This window comes from Bacillus mycoides (assembly GCF_000832605.1).
GTDB lineage: Bacteria > Bacillota > Bacilli > Bacillales > Bacillaceae_G > Bacillus_A > Bacillus_A mycoides.
Genome location: NZ_CP009692.1, coordinates 2,357,991 through 2,380,845 on the forward strand (window position 1 = coordinate 2,357,991; position 22,855 = coordinate 2,380,845).

Consider the following 22,855-nt stretch of genomic DNA (forward strand, 5'->3'; position numbering starts at 1 on the left):
CGTGCCTCTTTGTTATTCATCAATTCGAATTACTTCACCCTGCGGGAAATTCTCAGTTTCTAGTAAGTTACGAATAGCTTTCGCAACATATTCAGGTGACAGAAGCTTTCCTTCTTCTTTTAATGCGGTGAATCGATCTAAGTTAATAAAGTCTTCCTTATTTGTTTCACGAATTTGTGCTTGCATATTTGTATCAACAACACCGGGTGCGAAAGCGACAGTTTTTACAGGATATTCTTTCTCCACTTCTTCAGTAGCTACGCACTGTGTAAACATATTTACACCGGCTTTCGTTGTACAATAAGCTCCCCATCCGAAATAAGGATTTTTTCCTGCTCCAGATGAAATATTTATAATGCGTTTTTCTACTTTCCAGTCTTTCGTATGTTTCATGAAAGTGGAAGTAAGAATCATTGGTGCGATTAAATTAATATGAACGTTCGTAATGAATTGTTCACTTTCTGACTTTTCAATAGGTTTCATTGGTGCAAGTGTTCCTGCATTATTAATTAAATGAATCGATGAGACATTGTCTTTTTGAATAGATGAAAAGACTTCGTTAAAATGAGTTTCTAAATTATGTACATCTTGAAGATCTATGGAATGGAAAATATAATTGCTGTCGTTTTGCTCTGCGAGTTTTGCAAGCTGTTTATTTTCTCTCCTAGAAATAGAGATAACGGTTGTATTTTCTTCTAACAATTGCACGGCGATTGCCTCACCTAAACCTTGTGAAGTTCCTGTTACGATAACGTAGCGCATAGTATAGTAAACTCCTCTCCATATATGTGGAATTTTGTTGGACAACGTACATTATATAGTTTGTCTACATTTTATAGTATAGAGCACTTTTTACTATAAATGAAATGAGATGATTGTGTGCCTTTTATGAATCGTTTTACAACAACAGTAACTGGTGCTGTCACGTTCACTGGGAACACGTTGGGACTAAGTCCTACATCACCTGCACCAAACAATAACTTCGGCACGATTGATGTGTTTACAACGATAAATACATCGCTTCAAGTGCCTGGATTCCCGGCAGGAACAACGAATGACTGGCCATTAAATTCTTCAAGTGCAATTTTGAACCTTCCAGCAGGGAGTAGTGTTTTATACGCAGAACTAGTATGGGCCGGCACATACCGAACCGATACAGAGGATGTTACAGCATTTTTAAATGATAATATTTCATTTACAACACCAGCAGGAACATTTTCTGTTGCACCAGATCCTGCAACTGCGCAGCAAGGTTCAGTTGGGAACCAGTTTTATTATGTTCGCTCTGCTAATGTAACGAATCTTGTAAGTGCAGGTGGGGCAGGCACATATACAACAGGTGCCGTGCCAGCTGCAAGAACTTCAGCTGATCCAACAATCAGTCGTTCAGCTGGCTGGACGCTTGAGGTAGTTTATCAAAATGCAAGTTTACCACTTCGGAATTTGTCAGTATATGCAGGTCAAGAGATTATCGATGCTTCATCCCCGCCAGTTGATGCTACTATTTCAGGGTTTGCTACTCCGGCAACAGGAGCTGTTACAGGAAGAGTGCTCGTAACTGCTCAAGAAGGTGATTCTAACATTGTTGGAGATCAGCTTCGCTTTGGACCGAATGCAAATGCTACAGTCGCATTATTCGGTCCGAGAAACCCCGCGAATAATTTCTTTCAATCACAAATTTGTAATGATAGTGGCAATCTAGATACGAGCGGCACATTTGGAGATTTGAATCAGCCGTTAGGAATCGCTTTAGCGGTCCGAAGACAAGGGTGGGATATTACGAATGTAGATGCCTCATCTTCTTTAGTAAACAATCAAACGTCAGCAACTGTTCGCTTTGTCACAAATGGAGATGGATACGCTGCAGCTGGTTTTGGTGTTCAAATTGATGCGACAGGTCCAATCATTAATCCTGTTAAATCGGTTAATAGAACAGTTGCAGGGGTAGGGGATACTCTCACCTATACGATTACGGTCCCGAACACAGGAACAGGAAGTGCAGAAAACGTTGTATTACAAGATAGTATTCCGAACGGAACGACATTTGTAGCAGGTAGTGTAACGGTAGGTGGAGTAACACAACCGAGTGCGAATCCAGCGAATGGAATTAATTTAGGTACAATCCCAAATAACACGCAAAGAATTGTTACATTTCAAGTTCGAATAACATCGTTCCCGAACCCAAACCCTATTCCAAATCGTGCAATGGTGTCATACCAATTCCGTCCTTTTGTTGGAAGTCCTCCTATCACAAGTACAGCTTCTTCAAATACAGTACAGACGACGGTAAATCGCGCAAATGTAAGTTTGCAAAAATCTGTAGATTTACAGACGGCAACACTTAATGATGTATTAACGTACACAGTTAATGTGACGAATAATGGGAATGTCGCTGCAAATAATGTGATTTTTGTTGATAGTATACCTGCTGGAACAACGTTTGTAACAAATAGTGTTACGGTAAATGGAGTAGCTCGACCAGGAGCGAATCCAGCAAGTAGTATTAATCTTGGAAGTATTAATGCTTCGCAAACGACTGTAGTACGCTTTCAAGTTCGAGTGACATCTAATCCTCTTGTAAATCCAATTCCGAACCGTGCAAGTGCAACGTTTAACTTTACTCCAGTGCCTGGCCAACAACCAATTTCAGGTCAAGCGACAAGTAATACTGTATTTACTACTATTAATATAGCTGATATAAGAACGAGAAAAACAGTGGATAGAGCTTTTGCGACAGTTAATGATGTTCTTACGTACACCGTTACAATTGAAAATACAGGAAATGTACTTGCGACAAATGTTATTTTTCAAGATCCGATCCCAACTGGAACGACTTTTATACCAAATAGTGTAACTGTAGATGGGGTTTCACAGCCTGGAGCAAATCCTGCGACTGGGTTTACAGTAGCGAATATATCTCCAGGTGGAAGTAGGACAGTGACTTTTCAAGTACGAGTCACATCTACGCCATCAGGAGGGACGATTGCGAATCGTGGAAATGTATCGGCTAATTTCGTCGTTATTCCGAATCAGCCGCCAGTAACGATTAATAGACAAACGAATACAGTTGTAACACAAGTTAATACAGGTGGTTTAAATGTAATAAAGGAAGTGAATACAACGCAAGCGGCAGTAGGGGACACTTTAACATACACGATTGCCGTCCAAAATACAGGAAACGTTCCGTTAACAAATGTGTTTTTCCAAGACACTATTTCTTCCGCTGTTTCATTTGTTGCAAATACTGTAACGATTAATGGAGTACCGCAAAGTGGATTGAATCCGAATACAGGATTTTCTCTTCCAAATATTCCTGCGGCTCAAACCGTTGTAGTCACATTTGACGTATTAATTGTACAGGATCCAGAAAATGAAGATATTTTAAATCAAGCAAATGTAACAGCAAGTTTTCAAGTGAATCCGAGCGAACCGCCAGTAACAATCAATGTTCCTAGTAACATTGTGAATACAACTGTACAATCAGGGAATTTTGAAGTTGTGAAAGCAGTGAATACGGATGTTGCAACGGTAGGGGATGTTTTAGTATATACAATCGAAGTCATAAATGCAGGTAGTGTACCAGCTACAAATGTATTTTTCCAAGATTCAATTCCACAAGGGACATTATTTATTGAAAACAGTGTATTTGTTAATGGTGTTTTACAAGAAGGGGCAGATCCAGAACTTGGATTCCCATTAAATAATTTGCCTACTGGCGCGAGTGTAATTGTTACGTTTGAAGTATTAATTGATGAAATTCCCCAAGGAAATAATGTCGTAAATAATGCGAATGTAACTGGAGATTTCCTTGTAAATCCAACAGAGCCACCGATTACTGTAACAGTACCAAGTAATACTGTTATGACAGTCGTGAATTCTTCAGGGTTAAATGTAATGAAGAGCGTAAGCGCTACTGAAGCAGGTGTAGGAGATACGTTAACGTATACAGTTCGTATACAAAATAGTGGAACAGTAGCAGCAACAAATGTATCATTCCTCGATCCTATTCCATCTGGAACAACGTTTGTAGCAAATAGTGTAACAATAAACGGAACACCTCAGCCAGGTTTAAACCCAACGACTGGATTTCCGCTTGCTAATATTCCAGTAGGAGGGATGGTAACAGCTGCTTTTCAGGTGACAATCACGAGTGTACCACCAAATAGAGTTCTTCCGAATAATGCAAATGTGACTGCTGATTTTCAAGTAAGTCCTTTGCAGCCACCAATTACAATTGTAACAATTAGTAATATTGTTGTGACGCGAGTGAATGTAGGATCAATTAATGTAATAAAGAGTGTAAACACACCGCAAGCAGGTGTAGGAGATACGTTAACGTATACGATTCTTATTCAAAATACAGGAACTGTTCCTGCAACAAATATTATTTTTCAAGATCCGATTCCTGTTGGAACTGCGTTTGTAGCGAATAGTGTCACGATAAATGGAGTTGTTCAGCAAGGTGCAGACCCTGTGGTAGGTTTTCCAGTTCCGAATATTCCAGTTGGGCAAACCGTTACAGTTACGTTTCAAGTTATAGTGACGAGTGTCCCGAGTGGTGGAAATATTAGAAACCAATCAAACGTTACTGCAAGTTTTCTTATAAATCCAGCTAATCCTCCAATAACGACTGTTACGAATAGCAATTTCGTCGTGACGCAAGTAAACACAGCACAGTTAAATATACAAAAATCTTCATCTGTACAACAAGCGGCACTTGGAGAAATTTATACGTATTCTGTTGTCATTAGAAATAATGGAACGGTAACAGCAACGAATGTCTCTTTCATTGATCCAATTGCTCCAGAAACAACATTTGTAGCAAATAGTGTAACGATAAATGGAACTCCTCAACCTGGATTTGATCCAAATATAGGTTTTACGCTTCCTAATATAGCTGCTGGCACATCATTGACTGTAACGTTCCAAGTAACAGTAGTTGCGCCATCCACGCGTGGAGCCGTACTAAACACGGCAGCTGCTACGGCCACTTTTTTATTAAATCCTTTACAGCCCCCTGTAACAACGACAAATTCAAGTAATACGACAGTAGTTACGATACCGTTACCTCCTCCTGGTGAAGTAACAGCAACCAAAACAGTTGACGTTGCAACTGGAGCGGTTGGGGATGTATTAACGTATACCGTGCTAATTTCAAACGTAGGAATTATACCTGTTACAGATGTGTTCTTCCAAGATGTCATACCAGAAGGAACGACATTTGTAGAAGATAGTGTAACGATAGGTGGGGTGCAGCAACTTGGTTTAAATCCAGAAATAGGATTTACAGTTACTCCATTATTAATTAATGGTGGAAGTATTGAGGTAACGTTCCGAGTGACGATTACAGAAATTCCAGATAATGAAGTCATATTAAATGATGCAGACGTTACATTTACTTCACAACCAAATCCGCAGGAACCACCGATTACGGAAACGATATTAACAAATTTAGTCGTTACGACAATTAATATAGCGTTTATTTTTCCGTTAAAACTAGTAGATAAAGAAGTAGCGACTGTAGGAGAAATTTTAACGTATGATGTATTGATTTTTAATTTTGGAACAGTGGCAGCGACGAATGTTCAATTTATAGATACTACTTCCGCGGGTGTAGCATTTGTACCAGGAAGTGTGAGCATAAACGGGGTACCAGCACCAGGATTAGATCCTTTTATCGGTTTTACAGTTCCAGATATACCTGTAGATGATTTTGTACTTGTCACATATCAAGAGATGGTAACGAGCATACCAGAAGGTGGAACAGTTGTTAACTTTGTAGATGTTACGGCTACATTTGCTGTAAGTGAAACAGAGCCGCCTATTACTGAAACAACGACAAGTAACACGACATTAACCGAAATAAATGAACCTGGTTTGAATGTTTTAAAATCAGTAAGTGAGCCAATTGTTGCAGTAGGCGATACAATCACATATACGACAGTAGTTCAAAATACAGGGACAGTGACAGCGACGAATATTCAATATAGTGATGTATTACCTTCCTCTATAGCATTCGTGCCGAATAGTGTAACGATAGGTGGTGTGATACAACCTGGGTTCAATCCTAATAATGGATTCCCACTTCCAGATATAAATTCAGGGGGAAGTATAGAAGTCACATTCCAAGTAACCGTTGTTAGTGTTCCATCAAACGGAACAATTGCCAATACGGCAAATGTTACTGGAAGCTTTATATTAGTACCAGGAGAACCACCAGTTATAGTAAATCAGCCAAGTAACACAACGCTCACAACTGTAAATAGAGGACGCTTTAATGTTATTAAACAAGTCAATAGAGCTGCTACCTTAGTTGGAGATGTATTAACGTATACAGTGCAAATAACGAATACAGGAACAGTAACAGCTAACGATGTTCAGTTTATTGATACGATTTCAGCAGGAGCGTCATTTGTACCAAATAGTGTAACGGTAAATGGAACTCCGCAACCTGGTTTGAATCCGATTACTGGGTTTGGAATTGGCGATATACTTGTTGGCAATACGACTATAGTGACGTTCCAAGCGATAGTGACAAATATTCCATCTTCAGGAACGATAACGAATGTTGCAAATATAACAGGAAGTTTTACTTTAGTACCAGGAGAACCACCAGTTGTAGTAACAGAGCCGAGTAATACGACAATAACAAGGGTAAATAGAGGGCGATTCAATGTTATAAAAACTGTCAACAAACAGGCGACACGATTAGGAGATACGTTAACGTATAGTGTGCAAGTTACAAATACAGGAACGGTAACAGCGACAAATGTGCAATTTATTGACGTTCCATCACCTAGTTTAGAATTCGTTCCAGGGAGTGTACAGATAAATGGGATTCCACAAGTAGGTTTAGATCCTTTTGTAGGCTTTTCATTACCGGATCTTGCAGTAGGAGATAGCATACTAATCACATTTGAAGTAAATGTAATCGTAATTCCGCCTTCTAGTAGCATTATGAATACAGTGAGAGTAACTGGAGATTTTGAATTGATTCCAGGAGAACCACCGTTTACAATTACGAATTCAAGTAATACGACAGTCACACCAGTAAATAGAGGCAGTTTAGATATGCTGAAAGAAGTAGATCATTCAATTGTTGGAGTAGGAGAAACGGTAACGTACCGTGTTCGCATATTAAATACTGGTACGGCTGATGCAATGAATGTTCAATTTATTGATGTGTTATCTCCGGAAGCGGCTTTTGTACCAAATAGTGTAACGGTAAATGGAGTAGCACGTCCAGGAGTAAATCCGCAGGTTGGATTTACGATTTTAGACATTCCAGTCGGTGAGACGGCGATTGTAACATATGAAGCTACAATTACAAGTTTTCCAGATGGTGGTACAGTAGTGAACGTTGCTGGGGCATCGGCAGAATATATTTTAGTACCAGGGGAACCGCCAGTTACAGTGATGGACACGAGTAATACAGTTATTGTAACGGTAAATACTGCAATCTTATTTGTTGCAAAAGGAGCAAACTTTGAAGTAGCAATGGTAGGAGATGTTGTCACTTACGGAATTGCTGTTATAAATGATAGTACAGTTCCTGTGACGAATATTATTTTAACAGACATCATTGACCCAAATACGTTATTTATAAATGGCACGGTAACGGTAAATGATGTACCTTTTCCATTTGCCAATCCGAATACCGGTATCCTTTTAGGTGATTTTCAGCCGAATGATGCAGCAATTATTAATTTCCAAGTTGTAATAACAGGAGGGCAAATAAATAACTTAGTAACAAATACAGCTACAGCGAATGGGCTTGCAACTGTAAATCCTAATGAGCCGCCAGTAGTAGTTGAAGGCGATAGTAATACAGTTGTTATCCCGTTTATTCCTCAAAATGTTTCAACAACAGTCGTAAAAACGGCAGATCTTCAATCAGCAACAATTGGAGATGTTATTACGTTTACGACAGTTATTACGAATACGGGGGATACAGCGATACAAAATATTCGTTTTCAAGATATGTTAGATAGTAGTTTTCGATTTGTTCCTGGAAGTGTAACTGTTGATAATACGCCAGTGCCAAATGTAAGCCCAGTATCAGGGTTTCTTATAGGAAGTTTAAATCCAGGTGAAGCACGGACAGTTTCGTTCCAAGTAACAGTTCAGAGTGCACCAAGTGGTTCAGGAAATTATATTAATCAAGCGAGTATTCGCTTCGAACATCAAGTAGGCACAGTATTGCCACCTGTTACACAAATAATAGATAGTAACATAGTTGTCATTCCATTTGTTCCAACGATAGAACAAATTTGTGAAACAAACTTTAATTGTTTAGACAAAATTCCATTTCACTGTTCTCCGTGTAATCAGTTGCGAATAAATAAAAAATAAACACAAAAAGAGCATCCTGAAAGAATAGGATGCTCTTTTTGTTTAGATCAAGTAGCTTCTTCTTCGGGAGAAGTGAAAAATTCGTTGATTTTGTTGGAGAGTAGAAATGGAATAGCTCCTTTTATAACGGAAATGTCCCAGTCCCACCATGCAAGGTTTTCTAGTTTTTCAATGATTTCTTGCGGGAAACGATATCGAACTAGTTTGGCAGGATTACCAGCGACGATTGCATATGGAGGTACGTCTTTTGTAACAACACTCTTGGCCCCGATAATGGCCCCGTTACCAATTGTAACACCAGATAAAATGCAGGATTGATAACCAATCCATACATCATTGCCGACTACGATATCACCTTTTGAAGAAGGATGACCAGTAATGTGTGCTCCTTCTTCGAAGAGGACATTAAATGGATAAGTTGTTATCCAATCAGCACGATGTTCACCGCCAAGTACGAAAACGACTTCTTCTCCTAATGAACAAAACTTACCTATTTTTAATTTTGTTTCATCATTCCAAGAAAAAATAATAGGGCCTACTTTACTGTAAGTATAATCACCGATATCATATTTATTATATTCAGGTTTTTGATTTAAATATAACATAACAATTTTAGCATCCTCTCTAAAGAAAGTAATGGATATGGAACATTATATGTAAGGTGAAGTAAGGCGAACTATGTTGTATGAAATGGTAATGTGCAAAAATGTTAGTAGGCAAGATGAATAAAAGGGAGTGAAATGTATGAGATACGAAATGGGATTATATAATAAACCTTTTCAGTCGATTCAATTAGGAAAAAAAGTATATGAAGTACGCTTATACGATAAAAAACGTCAACTTATAAAACAAGACGATGAAATTGTATTTACGAACCTTACGACAGCAGAAACGATGGCTGTAAAAGTAACGGAGATAAAACGATACGAAAGCTTTAAAGCAATGTACGAACAAATTGATAAAAAATTATTTGATTGTGAAGAACTTAGTATAAAAGAAATGTTAGAAAGTACATACGGAATATATACGAAAGAACAAGAAAAAGAATGGGGAACAGTTGCGATTGGTGTTGAGGTAATAAAGTGAGAAGAAATCGCGGTGCAGCTATAATTATACAAGGTGGTAAAATCGCTCTTATAAAACGTGTTCGAGAAGGTGAGATGTATTTTGTTTTTCCAGGCGGGGGAATTGAAGAAGGAGAAACGCCTGAAGAAGCAACGAAGCGAGAGGTTTATGAAGAATTAGGGGTACATATACAAGTGGAGCATCTGATTGCAAAGGTGGAGTATAAAGGTACGGAGTATTATTATAATGCCCATATTATAGGTGGAGTTTTCGGAAGTGGTAAAGGCGAGGAGTTCGAGCTGAAAGATAGAGGGAGTTATATTCCTTTATGGATGCCGGTAAATGAGTTGCCAAATTTAAATGTAAAACCTTATGATGTGGCCAAATGTGTATTTGATTATTATGGAATATAAGGTCTGACAACATACAAAAAAAACCATTGACATAGCCTTCTGATTTAAGTATTGTATTCGAGTATGTTTATAATCAGGAGGTTTATATGAGCAATCAAACTACTACACATCATGTGAAAATGACAACAGCAGATCCATCTGGAATCGGTCTATTTGGATTAGCGATGGTAACACTTGTAGCATCGTCTCAAAAGTTAGGCTTAACAGATGGCGTTTCACTTGTATTACCATGGGCAATCTTTTTAGGAGGATTTGCACAAATCTTTGCATGCATTCACGATGCAAAGCACAACAATACGTTCGGTACAACAGCATTTGGTGCGTACGGCCTATTTTGGTTAGGTGTTGGAATGACTTGGTTAATTCAACTTGGAGTATTTGGCGAAAAATTAGCCCAAACTGCAGATTCAAAACAGCTCGGTGTAGCCTTTATCGGATACTTGATTTTCACGATCTTTATGACAATTGGTGCAATGGAAACACATAAAGTATTATTTATGATTTTCGTCCTTATTGATTTCTTATTTATCGGTCTTTCATTAAGTACTTTAGGTGTTATGCCGCACGCAATGCATAATTTAGCAGCGTATTCTGAACTATGTATTTCATTATTATCTTTCTATGGTTCAGCAGCAGCTGTGTTAAATACACACTTCGGAAAAGTTGTATTACCAGTTGGAAAACCCTTTGGTATTTTTAAAAAGTAATAAAAAAGAACAGATGATTGTATAGTCATCTGTTCTTTTTTTTATGGAATAAAATAAAATAGCAAAAAATATAATTGAAATTGATTCTCATTATTAATATAATGAGAATGAGAATCATTTATTGTAAGAGGGGGATGCCAAAGTGGCGAAAATTTTAATAGCGTATGCAAGTATGTCAGGGAATACAGAGAGTATTGCTGATTTAATTAAAGTAAGTTTAGATGCCTTTGATCATGAAGTAGTATTACAAGAGATGGAAGGTATGGATGCTGAAGAATTATTAACTTATGATGGAATCATTTTAGGATCTTATACGTGGGGTGATGGTGAATTACCATTTGAAGCGGAAGATTTCCATGATGAGTTAGAAAATATAGATTTAACGGGTAAAAAAGTGGCTGTTTTTGGATCAGGTGATACGGCGTATGAGCTGTTTTGTGAAGCGGTAACGATATTTGAAGAACGTCTTGTAAAATGTGGGGCAGAACTTGTACAAGAAGGATTGAAAATTGAATTAGCTCCAGAAGATAAAGAAGACGTTGAAAAATGCAGTGATTTTGCAATTGCTTTTGCCGAGAAGTTCTAGGAACGGGAGTGTCAACGTGGAAACAATGTTAAGTGCAACTGCTATTACAAAGTTAAGAGATGGAAAGCTTTTGTTAGCTACTACATATAATGGTTTATTCATTGAAAAAGATGGAGAATGGAAACAGGCTTTAACTGGTTTCCAAAAACGAATTCGAGATTTACATAGTGAAGGTAACGTAGTTTACGGAGTAGGAGACGAAGGAGTTTTTATTCGTAGTATGAATGGTGGAGAAACGTGGACGATCCAGCGCTTTCCAACGAAAGCAACGAGCTGGAATGTATGTAGTAATGAGAATGGAACAGTAATTGCTCATGGAGATAAAACACTGTATCATTCTAATAATTTTGGTTCCACATGGGAGACTATTCAGCCATTTCTTAATTACGGTAGTGAGGCACCATCTATTCGATCATTATTTTTATATAAACATTACTTATTTATCGGTACGAAAATACATACTAAATATGGTGGTGTTTGGCTTTTTGATTTAGAGACACGTAAATTAAAAAGGATTAAAATAGCGATGAATCAGATGATTTCTGCGTTGACTATACATAATTCCTATTTAGTAGCGGCAAGTGGATCGTGCAAGGGGATTAGCGGAAATATTTCTTTTTGCAGAATAAATGAGAGTATCGAAAGTGATAAAATAGGTTGGCATACATGTCAAAGTGAACAAAAAGCGAGTAGTTATTTAGATTTAAGTGTGGATCAACATGTGTTATATACAACGTCAACGCAAAATAAGGCGGGAATTAGCACTGTTTGCCGTGTGCTTCTTGAAGAAGGAATTGTTACAGTATGTGATTCGGTTAAAGGGCATGGTTGGCGCATTGTTAATGAAAAAGAAGGCTATGTTGTAGCTGGATCAGGTGAATTAAAAACGATGCAGTGGAAAAAAAAAGCTGTATAACTTAAAAAAAACTTTACTTTTATTATATTGGTATGATATAGTTACTTTAAACCATTTTACTTTTAATAATATAGAGATTTAAATGAGCTGTAACTTCCGAGGAGGATAGCAATGTTAAATCTCCTCTGGGGTTGCAGTTTTTTAATATATGATGTATTATTGTAAAGTGGTTGAAAATGAATATGTACATATAGGTACATTGTAGGAGGATTTTTTAAATGCAAAACGGTAAAGTAAAATGGTTTAACGCAGAAAAAGGTTTCGGTTTCATCGAGGTTGAAGGCGGAGAAGACGTATTCGTTCATTTCTCAGCTATCCAAGGCGACGGCTTCAAATCTTTAGAAGAAGGTCAAGAAGTTACTTTCGAAGTAGAACAAGGTAACCGTGGACCTCAAGCTACAAACGTAAACAAGAAGTAATTATGAAAAAAAGAAGGGCTTGCCCTTCTTTTTTTTTGCGTTTTTATTGAATATCCTCCTATGTACATGTAATAATAAGACTGAATTTTTGATTTTTATGCGAAGTTTTTCATGCATAAAGTACATTAATAAATAAATACTGAAAATAAAGTATGTGTGTGAAAAGGAATTTAGAAAGAGGTAAATAAATTGAAAAACGCTACACACTTCATTGTGTTTGATATTGAAAGGAATTTTAGGCCGTATAAATCAGAAGATCCGTCAGAAATAGTTGATATTGGAGCTGTAAAAATAGATGTGAGTACAATGAAGGTTATTGGAGAATTTTCAGAGTTAGTAAAACCAAGTGCCCCATTAACTCGTCATACAACAAAATTAACTGGAATTACAAAGAAAGATTTAATAGGTGTAGGGAATTTCCCTCAAATTATAGAGAAATTTATTCAGTTCATCGGAGAAGATTCAATATTTGTTTCATGGGGAAAAGAAGATTACCATTTTCTATCTCAAGATTGTACATTATACGGTGTAGAATGCCCATGTATGGAAAAAGAGAGTAGATTTGATGTGCAAAAATTTGTTTTTCAGGCGTATGAAGAATTATTTGAGCATACACCAAGTTTACAATTTGCAGTGGATCAGCTCGGCTTAACGTGGGAAGGGAAGCAGCACCGGGCTTTAGCAGATGCTGAGAATACAGCAAATATCTTTCTGAAAGTATATGGCGAGAGAGATATTAACAAGCGATACAAGAGACATGGTGAGCTTGAACTTGTAAAGAACGGAAAACTAACAGAAAAAGCGAAAAAAAGGATGCGGAAATGGGTGTTTAAAGAACTGAGAAAAAATACAGAGCGTCCTTTTGTATGGAGTGCATTTGAAAGTAGTGACACGTGGGAAGGTATAACGGAAAGATATTATATAAGTGAATCAGCAGTAGAACTTCTGAAAAAACACTTTCCTACTGCGGTGAGAAAAGCGGAGCGGCAGCTTAGGTATTTGGCTGAGATGGAGAAAGTAGTAGAAGAAAGTTAGTAATAAAATTTATTTTATTCATATGTACAACTAGACTTCAGGATTAAGTTGCTGAAGTTTAGTTGGAAAATTCACGGCTTGTCCTGTATTGTTAATGGAATATTTTGTTGTTTTTAGTACGGATATACATAGAAAAGAGTGTAGTTTAATGGAAGCAATCTTTAACATTTTAACCGTTTTAGTTTTTTTGATAATATTTACCACACTATTTGCACTAATTACACTTCCTTTCATAGCAAAGAAGAAGAATTGGAAAAAGCTTAATATATCTTTAGCTCGTGGTGTATTAAAGATTAAAATCGAAGAGTAAGGTAAGAGTCTTATACAAGGGAGGTGTGATAGTGATAGACTTGGAAATCAAAGATGTCACCGTACAGATGGAATTAAATGGTGTCTTTTGGAATGAGGATGGAATTGCTGAAATGATGGTGACTACAAAAGCGGAGCATTCTCTTATTCTTCGTCTAGTAGTTGACTTAGAAAGTAAAACGATTCGTGCGATGAATGCCGAGATAGTGGGTGGGTTCTGTCCTCTATGTAAACAGAAAAGGAACGAATGTAGTGAACTTAATGACGTGCAAAATAAAATGGATATTTTAGAAGAAGCCTACGATTGGGTGAGAGAGCATCCGGAATATCGTTTTCAATTATCTTTTTACGAGTACAATAAATTTGAGGTAGTAAAGTGAAATTTTCATTTTAACAACATACATAATGACTAAAAGGAAAAACACCAAAAACTTATAGAAGGACTTGGTCAACTAGGGATATTGAAGTAGATGTCTCTCATGGAAATACGCTTGTACAACAAGGAAGGAATCTGCTTGATGCTACAAGAAATGTCATCTTGGAGCAAAAATATTTTTTAAAAATAAGCATATTTGTTATAAAGAAGAAAAACCGATTCTTAGTAGAATCGGTTTTTAGTATAAATGTCAACTATGTCCCAAATAAAAGAGCGCTTGTTAATAGAGCTCAGTAAAAATAGGTATATGGAAGCATTTATTCGATCCCATTCGGATCATAAGAATACTGCTGTTTATTCTCAATCCGCTCAATTACGTCTTGTAATTCATCCGGCTTCAGAAACTCAATGGGAGAGAAGCCTTTCTCAAAAGTAAGTGTGTCAGCCTCAATCATTAATACATATCGGTCGTTTACCTTTGCGATATGTATTAGGTCTCCGAAATCAGCAAGCAAAGCCTTCACAGAGATATGATCTGCTTTTAGCTTTAATTCCACTTCAGGGGCGTGCTCGACGATTTGAGCGGTAGCTTCCATTACTTCTTCTGTTGAAAATTGTTCCATAATTTCGCGTTTCGGACTGGCAGCCCATACTTCCATCGCTTGGTCGAACTGTTCACGTTCTTCAGTACCTTCTTCAAATACATCTTCAATTTGGTCGTATACCATGTCCATTACTTGTGTTTTCATAATTTCAGGCATAGAGCGTTCGTATTCGACGAATTTTAAGAAGTCTTCAAAGTAGCGGGCGTGTGATGCTTGGTGTATTTTTAGTTCGCCAGGCTCCACCATACCTTCTTCAGGCATGTATGGGTACTGGATAGATTTCATATTCTTTGTTGTGATGGCCATTTCAACGTTACGAATAAGTGTTGATTCATCAGAAATGGAAGCAACCTTTGGTTCGAAGTCACATTTCATTACGAATACGAATGGATCATCAAAGTATTTGCGTAGTTTTGCTTGAGCGATTAAAAACACACCACCACGTACAGCGCTTGTGTCAAGGTATGTATAAACGAGAGGTTCGCTCATATCTTTGAAGTTTTCTTTTGTTTCTGCAAAGCGAATACGATTAAATAAGTTGTAATGAGGGTTTGAATCGAGTTCATGCCCTTCTTCTACAATAAAGCGACCGATCTTCGTTGGGGCTTGTTCTGTTTTTGCGTGACGTTCTACTTTTCGCTTTGAAATTTTTAATAATTCACCATTCAAAAATTCTTTTAAAGAGCTATCTTCATACTCTTCAGCGTCTAATGTTTGAAAATGTTTATAGCGCTTATCAACTGCTTCACCTTTTCCTTCTACTTGTACTACATAAAAGGAAAGAAAATTTATTTCAAAATCCATATTTATCACCTTGTTTCATTTCATTAACTCTTATCAGTATAGAGATGGAAAAAACTTTCGTCAATTTATATAAGGAAGGGGGAGCCCCTTCCTTATATATTTGTTATTTTCGAAATTAAAATCCGTCTTCTAATGCTGAAAATGGAATATTTAGCCTATTTTCTACTGTACGTAAACGCTGATTTAAGCGGTTTAATCTACGCGTATGACGCTCAACTGTGTTTTCTAGTTGACGTACTCTTTGCTCAAGCTCATTTACTCGTCTTTCTAATTGACGGTTTCCAGTACCAGGGAAAGAGATTGGAAGTTGAAATTGTCGATTTTGATCATATGGATTAAATTGTTCTGTTTGATCTATATATTGTTGGTATTGTGCCTGTAAATCATACTGAGGTTGGTAACCATATTGGTTATATGAATCATAAGGATTGTAGGGATACATAAAAACATCCTCCATTTCTTTATAATAGGTTAAATTCATCATAATGTATGTGCAAAAGCGGAGTAGTGGCACGGCAAATACCTATATACACTGAAGCGAATGATTGTTTTTACCTATAAAAGCTCGGTTTAAGTTGTTTAATAATGATCACATATGAAAAATCGGTATTACGGTTTCTAAAGCATGCAGATGAATAGAGAGGTGAAATGAAAGAGTGTTACATTTGTATTTCATCTGTTGAATGGTATATACTGGATGGAGATAGGTTGCATAAAAGTTACAATTTTATCAAACTCGAAAATTTATATAAATATGTATAGACATTTACAAAAGAAAAGAGTAATTTTAATAGAGTAAAAAACAACTTGTAACATTTTCTAAATATATTGTAAAATGATTGTAACAAAAGATACATAAAAATGAAATAATACATAAGAAATAATGTTGGGGAAAAGGAGAGAGTATATTGTTCCGAAAAATAAAGGGTATATTAGTAGGGGTGCTATGCGTAGCTGTAGTAAGTGGTTGTGGTACAAAAGTAAGTGATGTGGCATTAGTAAGTGATTTTGGTGGGAATGTTGTAGAGGCTAAGGCTGATGTACAGGATTCAATTAGCTTAGTGGATGGGCGTACTGGTACTGAAGTGAAAAAAATAGACTTATCGAGTTTAGGTTATTTTGAAGATGAGGCGAAATTCAAAAAATCCGTAACGAAGGTTGCAGGTGAAGTCGGGAAAAGTGTTGACAAAAAGATGGTCCCTTCACGTATAGCATCTGATGGATCATGGCAAGAAGGAAAGCCTTCTTTTGAATTAATGGAAAAAGAATTAGTAGATAAATTATTAAACGTTGGTATGTGGGATTCTTCATATCAGTTACCTATCGTTGAGAAAAAGCCTACCGCAACATTAAGTGATGCGCAAGGAAGTGGCACGGTAATTGGTAGATATGAAACGAATTTAGGTGGATCAGCAGGTGGCCGTATTGAGAATATTCGTTTGTCGGCAGCGAGCATAAATGGAGTTGTATTAGCAAAAGGAGACAGTTTCTCTTTCAATGCATTAATCGGTGATACAACGCCAGATAAAGGATATCAATTAGGTAAAGAAATTGTAGATGGTAAATTAGTAGATGGTTATGGTGGTGGCGTTTGTCAAACATCATCAACGCTATACAATGCAGCAGATCAAGCTGGTTTGAAAATGGTAGAGAGAACTACACATTCTAAAACAGTAGGTTATGTCCCTCAGGGAAGAGATGCTACAATTGCTTATCCATATTTAGACTTAGTATTTGAAAATACGAATGATGCTCCTGTTAAGCTTTATATGGGCATTCAAGGCGGAAAGTTAGTTGCTGAAGTACATAAGATGAAATAAATATGTAGTTAAAGGATAAGAAAGTAAAATATTTATAGTTTCTATAATTGAAGCCATCTCTTCTGAATTTCAGAGGAGATGGCTTTTGTGTACAGTTTATTAAGAATAGTAAATTGATGTATTACTAGTATGTTCGAAAAAGGGTTGAGTTTAATTCTTAGTTTTCCTATTGACATTGTTTAATTTTAACTGTATTCTTCATAATAACAACTAAATAAATGGAAAAATTTATTAGTTTTCTTATCAAGAGAGATAGAGGGACTGGCCCGGTGAAATCTCAGCAACAGGCTAAAAAAGCACTGTGCTAATTCCAGCAAACGTAAAAGGCGTTTGGAAGATGAAGGGAAGTGGATTAACATTCAACTCTTCTTATATGTGTAAGAAGAGTTTTTTGTTTAGAGAGGGGGGATAGAGTGAAATTTGATGTAGCGTATTTTTTAGAAAGTTTTCCGCAATTATTTAAGTATGTATACATAACTTTAGGGATTACTGTAGTTTCAATGATTATTTCTTTCTTTATAGGGATTGGCTTGGCGATCATTACAAAAAACAAAACGAAATTTTTATATCCAATTGCAAGGGTGTATATCTCTTTCTTTAGAGGAACACCGTTATTGGTTCAATTGTTTGTGTTGTATTTCGGATTGCCACAAATATCTCCGGCTTTTACAGTACTTACAGCTATGCAAGCAACTTTAATTGGCCTCAGTTTAAATAATGCTGCTTATTTGTCAGAAATCATTCGAGGTTCATTAAATGCTGTGGAATCAGGGCAAATGGATGCTTGTTTATCAGTTGGAATGACAAAAGCACAAGCGATGCGACAAATTATCTTTCCGCAGGCTATTCGTGTAGCAGTGCCGTCACTTGGAAATAATTTTGTTGGATTGTTAAAAGAATCTTCGTTATCTTTTGCACTTGGAGTGGCTGAAATATTGGCACAAGCGAAAATGCTGGCGGCACAATCGTATCGTTATATGGAAAGCTATTTAGCGGTAGCGATTGTGTATTGGATTATTACAATCGTAATCAGCTGGGGACAGAAAAGGTTGGAGAAGAAACTTGATGCACCGTATTTATAAGAGAAATGAGGTGATATATGTGATTGAGTTAAAAAATTTGTATAAATCTTACAAACATAATGAAGTGCTGAAAGGAATCTCACTTACTGTCAAAAAAGGGGAAGTGGTAGTAATTATTGGACCTTCTGGTTCAGGGAAATCGACATTACTACGATGTTTAAATTTATTAGAACAACCGGATGATGGCAGTATTAGAATTGAAGATTTAGAGATTCATACGAAGAAACTTTATCAAAAAGAAATCATAAAATTACGTCAAAAAACAGCTATGGTTTTTCAAAACTATAATTTATTTAAAAATAAAACAGCATTGCAAAATATTACAACAGCATTAACGGTTGTACAGAAAAAAAGTGAAGAAGAGGCAAATGGAATAGCGAGAGAAATATTAAAACAAGTAGGCTTAGCTGATAAAGAAGATTTTTATCCGACGATGTTATCAGGTGGACAACAGCAAAGGGTAGGGATTGCTAGGGCAATGGCTTTAAATCCAGCTGTATTATTGTTTGATGAACCGACTTCAGCACTTGATCCAGAATTAGTTAATGAGGTATTACAAGTTATTAAAGACTTGGCAAGACAACATATAACGATGGTTATTGTTACACATGAAATGAATTTTGCAAAAGAGGTGGCTGATCGCGTTATTTTTATGGCTGATGGAATTATCGTAGAGCAGGGAACGCCAGAAGAGATTTTTCGAAACCCACAAAATGAACGTACGAAAAAGTTTTTACGGCAATTAAATGCATCTGAAGAAGGAAACCATTTCGTTATTTAGGAGGAAGAGTTATGAGAAAATCGTCATTATTACTAACATTAGCATTAACACTATCAGTTGGAGCTTTGTCTGCATGTGGTTCTAATGCAGCAAGTAAAAAGACAGATGAAAAAGTAGTGAAAGTTGGGACTTCTGCAGGTCGTAGCCCATTTATATTTAAAGAGGGTGAGAAAGTAAAAGGTTTTGATGCTGAAATTATTGAAGCGGCTGCTAAAAAAGCTGGATATAAAGTAGAATGGAATGTTTCTGATTTTGAAGGATTATTCGGTTTATTAGATTCAGGCCGTATTGATACGATTGCAAATGAATTATCCGTTTCTCCGGAAAGAAAAAAGAAATATGACTTTTCGATCCCGTACGTGTATTCAGGTTCTGTTTTTGCGGTGAAGAAAAATAATAATACAATTAAATCGCTAGAGGATCTAAAAGGAAAGACTGTAGGTGTTGGACTTGGTACAGCAGGAGAGCAAGAGTTAAAAGCTTTAAATAAAAATAATGCTTTTACGATTAAAACGTACTCAGAGGACCCAACGGCGGAATTGAACGAAGTAGGATTCGGACGCGTCGATGCTTATTATAATGATAAAGTTCAAGTGGAAACAACAATAACAAAGGCGAAACTAGATAATGTAAAAGTTGGATTTGGCCCACTTGAATGGGGAGAGATTGCATTTCCATTTGCAAAAAAGAGTGAAAAGTTAGAAGATATAAACAAGGCGTTAAAAGAATTAGAGCAAGATGGAACATTAAGTGACATATCGAAAAAATGGCTAAAAGTTGATGCTACAAAAAAATAAAATTAAGGTGTATTCGTTGAATGGGCCTATTGCCTATCAACTTACATAAAAAAACTAAAGGGAACTGGAGAGGACGTTATTCATGGTACAAATTCATCCGAAAACACGTATTGGTCATGTTGCATTTAAAGTAAAAGATCTAGAGCGTCAAATTGCTTTTTATGAGAATGTAGTAGGGTTAGAGGTAAGTAAGCAAGAGGGGAATAAAGCATATTTAACAGGAAAAGGTGGTAAGAATACGTTACTTGTTCTTGAGCAGTTGGAAGATGCAGCGCTACAAGAACCGCGTACGACGGGTATATATCACGTAGCCTTTTTAGTTCCGACTCGTGAAGCTTTTGCTTCGGCACTATTTGGTGTTATTCGCAATAAAAAGGTAATTGATAGTCCGGCTGAGCAAGAAGGGCGTTATACATATTCAAATGAAATTTTGCCAATTTCAAGATTTAATAGTGCAAGTGATCATACGTATAGTGAGGCGTTTTATTTACAAGATTTAGAGGGGAATGGTATCGAGATTTATGCAGATCGCCCTCGAGGTCAATGGGGAGAAGGGCCAGGGGGAAGTACGCCACTAGATTTAAAAGAACTGGCAACACTCGTTAATTATGAGTTTGATGGATTACCTGCTGACACTGTCGTTGGGCACGTCCATTTACGAATAGCTGATGTAGGAAAGTCACATGAGTTTTATGTAGATACAGTAGGTTTTGAAGTACAACAGCGTGAAGATGATTGCTTATTTATTTCGGCAGGAGGCTATCATCACCATATTGGTGCAAATACGTGGAACGGAGTAAATAATCCGTATCCACCAGCACATGCAACTGGACTAAAAGTGTATACGATAGTACTACCGCATAAAGAAGCGTTAGATGAAGTGAAAGAAAGATTAATAGAAAAACAACATGAAATAAATGAAACTACAAATGGATTTACTGTAGTAGATCCAAGTGGTATTACAGTGCAGTTTGAAATAGAAGCAGTATAAAGTGAAACTTTAATCAGTGGGGGTTTTGTTCATCCCCCACTGATTATTAGCCTTCACCAATCGGGCGTTTATGGGCAGTTAATCTCCCACCTAACTTCTTTGTTCCAGCTGAATTTTGAGGTGGGAGTTGTACTGCCCGTTAACGCGGGATAAAACAAGCCAGAAAGTGTTTAATCACTTTCTGGCTTGTTTTTGATTATTTAGAGCTCAATCCAATACCTTCTCACAACATTCCCATCTTCTTCAGTGAAATCATCATCACGGAGACCGCCGTTATGTAAAATCGTTTTCTCTGAAGCAGTATTCACCTCGTCGCAAACGACAAGTGCTTTCGTGATGTTTAATTCTTTCGTTTTTTCTAATGATAACTCTAGTAACTTTGTAGCATAACCTTTTCTTCTTTCAGAAGGGCGAATACCATAACCGATATGGCCTCCAGCATTAAATAAATGCTCCGTCAAACTATGACGAATATTAACAACTCCTACAATTTTATTTTCATTTGTAACAAGCCAATAAGTAGAATCTGGTACCCAAGTTTCAGGAATATTTATTCCGTTATGTGCGTCGTGTAATTCTTGAATCATTGCCGTGAAATTAGAAGGATTTTTTGAAATAACCCATGGAATCATCGTTTCACCGCTATCTTTCCATTCGTTATAAAAATCTAAGTATTCTTCTTGTAAATCAGTAGTAGGTGTAAGTAAAGAGACGTTCATTGTTAGTAAGCTCCTTTTATTTATGTTTTATTTCACAAAAATTATGATATAAAATGAAAGCGTTTCCTGAATTTCTCAACCTCATTTCACGCAACTCATATGCCATTTTTAACTGAAAATAAGTTAGACGTTGAATTTTAAAGTTTTTTTGTATGAGAAGTAGGTTGTTTCATTTATGTTAATATTTAAAATATTAACATAAAATCACTGGGATATTAAATGTATTTTAATAAAATGCTTTTATATCGATGGATAGATGCATGTGATAATTTTTGTTTTATCTCTCTATAATGAATAAAAGGGGGAAGTGCTCGTGAGCTTACATATTGATTTTATTATACGAATCGGTGTTGCTGGTTTGTTAGGGGCGATAATCGGTATTGAAAGGGAAACTCGCTCAAAAGAAGCTGGATTAAAAACACATTTCCTAGTAGCCGTAGGGAGTGCTTTAATAATGGTCGTTTCGAAATATGCTTTTTCGGATATTGTGTTTGAAGAACATATGGCTCTTGATCCGAGCCGGATTGCAGCGCAAGTTGTTAGTGGAGTTGGATTTTTAGGTGCAGGTACAATCATTATTCAAAAGCAGGCAGTGAAAGGATTAACGACAGCGGCTGGTTTATGGGCTACAGCAGGAATAGGGCTAACAATTGGAGCAGGTATGTATGTTGTAGGGATTGGAGCGATGATTCTCGTTTTGATTGGTTTAGAGATTGTAAGTCGTATTTTTAAGGTGCAATTTTTATTTCCGCAAAATATAACAGTGCAAATGTGTATAAATAAACACGAAGCGGTACAACAAATAGTAGAGACTCTACGAGTGAAAGGTATTCCAATACTTTCATATGAAGTTGAAGCTTTACAGCAAGATACAGAAATAGTTTATAAGGTAGGAATGCAATTGAAAAATATATCGTCAGAAGAAAAGAATGCATTTATTCAGCATATGCAAACATTGCCGGAAATTACGTTTATAAAATTAAAATCATAGTGTTGAAATAGAGGATAGATGTAGCAGGAATTTCGCTATTATCTATCTTTTTTTTGACATAAATCACATGTGAAGTCAAGTGTTAAT

The 22,855-nt window shown here is 36.6% G+C and carries 21 protein-coding genes and 1 riboswitch; of the genes, 16 read left to right on the plus strand and 5 right to left on the minus strand.

The genetic code is table 11. The features are described 5' to 3' along the window. Positions 1-12: 12 nt before the first annotated feature. Positions 13-762, minus strand: coding sequence for a (S)-benzoin forming benzil reductase (locus BG05_RS14110; RefSeq protein ID WP_002128461.1), 750 nt, complete (start codon positions 760-762; stop codon positions 13-15). A 117-nt stretch (positions 763-879) separates the two neighbouring features. Here BG05_RS14110 and BG05_RS14115 point away from each other — a divergent pair, with 117 nt between their 5' ends. Continuing rightward, complete coding sequence (locus BG05_RS14115) at positions 880-8,352, plus strand: DUF7507 domain-containing protein (RefSeq protein ID WP_033734189.1); 7,473 nt, start codon at positions 880-882, stop codon at positions 8,350-8,352. Between the two features lie 47 nt (positions 8,353-8,399). On the opposite strand, the gene BG05_RS14120 is transcribed toward BG05_RS14115, so the two are convergent. Then, positions 8,400-8,957 (minus strand): CatB-related O-acetyltransferase, encoded by a 558-nt coding sequence (locus BG05_RS14120; protein WP_002185210.1) that lies wholly within the window; start codon positions 8,955-8,957, stop codon positions 8,400-8,402. A gap of 139 nt (positions 8,958-9,096) precedes the next feature. Here BG05_RS14120 and BG05_RS14125 point away from each other — a divergent pair, with 139 nt between their 5' ends. The 9 genes from BG05_RS14125 (at position 9,097) to BG05_RS14160 (ending at position 14,182) form a co-directional block, all read left to right on the plus strand. Next, a complete protein-coding gene (locus tag BG05_RS14125; RefSeq protein WP_002128458.1) occupies positions 9,097-9,438 on the plus strand; it encodes an ASCH domain-containing protein in 342 nt (113 codons plus the stop codon). Next, on the plus strand, positions 9,435-9,830 hold the full coding sequence (locus BG05_RS14130; RefSeq protein WP_002128457.1) for an NUDIX hydrolase: 396 nt from the start codon (positions 9,435-9,437) through the stop codon (positions 9,828-9,830). The genes BG05_RS14125 and BG05_RS14130 overlap by 4 nt, the downstream gene beginning before the upstream one ends. An 86-nt stretch (positions 9,831-9,916) precedes the next feature. After that, on the plus strand, positions 9,917-10,537 hold the full coding sequence (locus tag BG05_RS14135) for an acetate uptake transporter (protein ID WP_000070943.1): 621 nt from the start codon (positions 9,917-9,919) through the stop codon (positions 10,535-10,537). Between the two features lie 142 nt (positions 10,538-10,679). Next, the gene (locus tag BG05_RS14140) at positions 10,680-11,123 is read left to right on the plus strand and encodes a flavodoxin (RefSeq protein ID WP_002185212.1); all 444 of its coding nucleotides are present in this window, start codon (positions 10,680-10,682) and stop codon (positions 11,121-11,123) included. A gap of 16 nt (positions 11,124-11,139) precedes the next feature. Further along, entirely contained in the window at positions 11,140-12,039 is a 900-nt protein-coding gene (locus BG05_RS14145) for a WD40/YVTN/BNR-like repeat-containing protein (RefSeq protein ID WP_002087724.1), read from the plus strand. Positions 12,040-12,257: 218 nt separating this feature from the next. After that, positions 12,258-12,458, plus strand: coding sequence for a cold shock-like protein CspB (gene cspB, locus BG05_RS14150; RefSeq protein WP_001179147.1), 201 nt, complete (start codon positions 12,258-12,260; stop codon positions 12,456-12,458). A 189-nt stretch (positions 12,459-12,647) separates the two neighbouring features. Next, entirely contained in the window at positions 12,648-13,493 is an 846-nt protein-coding gene (locus BG05_RS14155) for an exonuclease (protein WP_033734191.1), read from the plus strand. Positions 13,494-13,587: 94 nt separating this feature from the next. After that, positions 13,588-13,803 (plus strand): hypothetical protein, encoded by a 216-nt coding sequence (locus BG05_RS30845; RefSeq protein WP_002014377.1) that lies wholly within the window; start codon positions 13,588-13,590, stop codon positions 13,801-13,803. A gap of 31 nt (positions 13,804-13,834) precedes the next feature. Then, positions 13,835-14,182, plus strand: coding sequence for a hypothetical protein (locus tag BG05_RS14160; protein WP_002087722.1), 348 nt, complete (start codon positions 13,835-13,837; stop codon positions 14,180-14,182). Positions 14,183-14,495: 313 nt separating this feature from the next. Here BG05_RS14160 and BG05_RS14165 read toward each other — a convergent pair whose 3' ends face one another. Together BG05_RS14165 and BG05_RS14170 are read right to left on the minus strand one after the other, a co-directional pair. Further along, positions 14,496-15,587: a DUF3900 domain-containing protein gene (locus BG05_RS14165; RefSeq protein WP_002014380.1), complete on the minus strand. Its 1,092-nt coding sequence runs from the start codon at positions 15,585-15,587 to the stop codon at positions 14,496-14,498. A 115-nt stretch (positions 15,588-15,702) separates the two neighbouring features. Continuing rightward, complete coding sequence (locus BG05_RS14170) at positions 15,703-16,029, minus strand: hypothetical protein (protein ID WP_002190339.1); 327 nt, start codon at positions 16,027-16,029, stop codon at positions 15,703-15,705. 466 nt (positions 16,030-16,495) lie between these two features. Here BG05_RS14170 and BG05_RS14175 point away from each other — a divergent pair, with 466 nt between their 5' ends. The 5 genes from BG05_RS14175 to BG05_RS14195 all read left to right on the plus strand — a co-directional run bounded on the left by BG05_RS14175 (position 16,496) and on the right by BG05_RS14195 (position 21,058). Then, positions 16,496-17,407 carry a VanW family protein gene (locus BG05_RS14175; protein ID WP_002128453.1) on the plus strand — a complete coding sequence of 304 codons (912 nt, stop codon included), beginning with the start codon at positions 16,496-16,498 and terminating at the stop codon, positions 17,405-17,407. Between the two features lie 237 nt (positions 17,408-17,644). Continuing rightward, positions 17,645-17,751, plus strand: a riboswitch (SAM riboswitch). 69 nt (positions 17,752-17,820) lie between these two features. Then, positions 17,821-18,489 carry an amino acid ABC transporter permease gene (locus BG05_RS14180; RefSeq protein WP_002066492.1) on the plus strand — a complete coding sequence of 223 codons (669 nt, stop codon included), beginning with the start codon at positions 17,821-17,823 and terminating at the stop codon, positions 18,487-18,489. A 19-nt stretch (positions 18,490-18,508) separates the two neighbouring features. After that, positions 18,509-19,270 carry an amino acid ABC transporter ATP-binding protein gene (locus BG05_RS14185; protein WP_002066494.1) on the plus strand — a complete coding sequence of 254 codons (762 nt, stop codon included), beginning with the start codon at positions 18,509-18,511 and terminating at the stop codon, positions 19,268-19,270. 11 nt (positions 19,271-19,281) lie between these two features. Then, positions 19,282-20,067, plus strand: coding sequence for an amino acid ABC transporter substrate-binding protein (locus BG05_RS14190; protein ID WP_002033609.1), 786 nt, complete (start codon positions 19,282-19,284; stop codon positions 20,065-20,067). 82 nt (positions 20,068-20,149) lie between these two features. Next, complete coding sequence (locus BG05_RS14195; protein ID WP_002185218.1) at positions 20,150-21,058, plus strand: VOC family protein; 909 nt, start codon at positions 20,150-20,152, stop codon at positions 21,056-21,058. A 200-nt stretch (positions 21,059-21,258) separates the two neighbouring features. Here the strand turns inward: BG05_RS14195 and BG05_RS14200 are convergent, their stop codons facing one another. Continuing rightward, entirely contained in the window at positions 21,259-21,777 is a 519-nt protein-coding gene (locus BG05_RS14200) for a GNAT family N-acetyltransferase (RefSeq protein WP_002087711.1), read from the minus strand. 313 nt (positions 21,778-22,090) lie between these two features. Here BG05_RS14200 and BG05_RS14205 point away from each other — a divergent pair, with 313 nt between their 5' ends. After that, positions 22,091-22,768 carry an MgtC/SapB family protein gene (locus tag BG05_RS14205; RefSeq protein WP_002185220.1) on the plus strand — a complete coding sequence of 226 codons (678 nt, stop codon included), beginning with the start codon at positions 22,091-22,093 and terminating at the stop codon, positions 22,766-22,768. Positions 22,769-22,855: the final 87 nt, after the last annotated feature.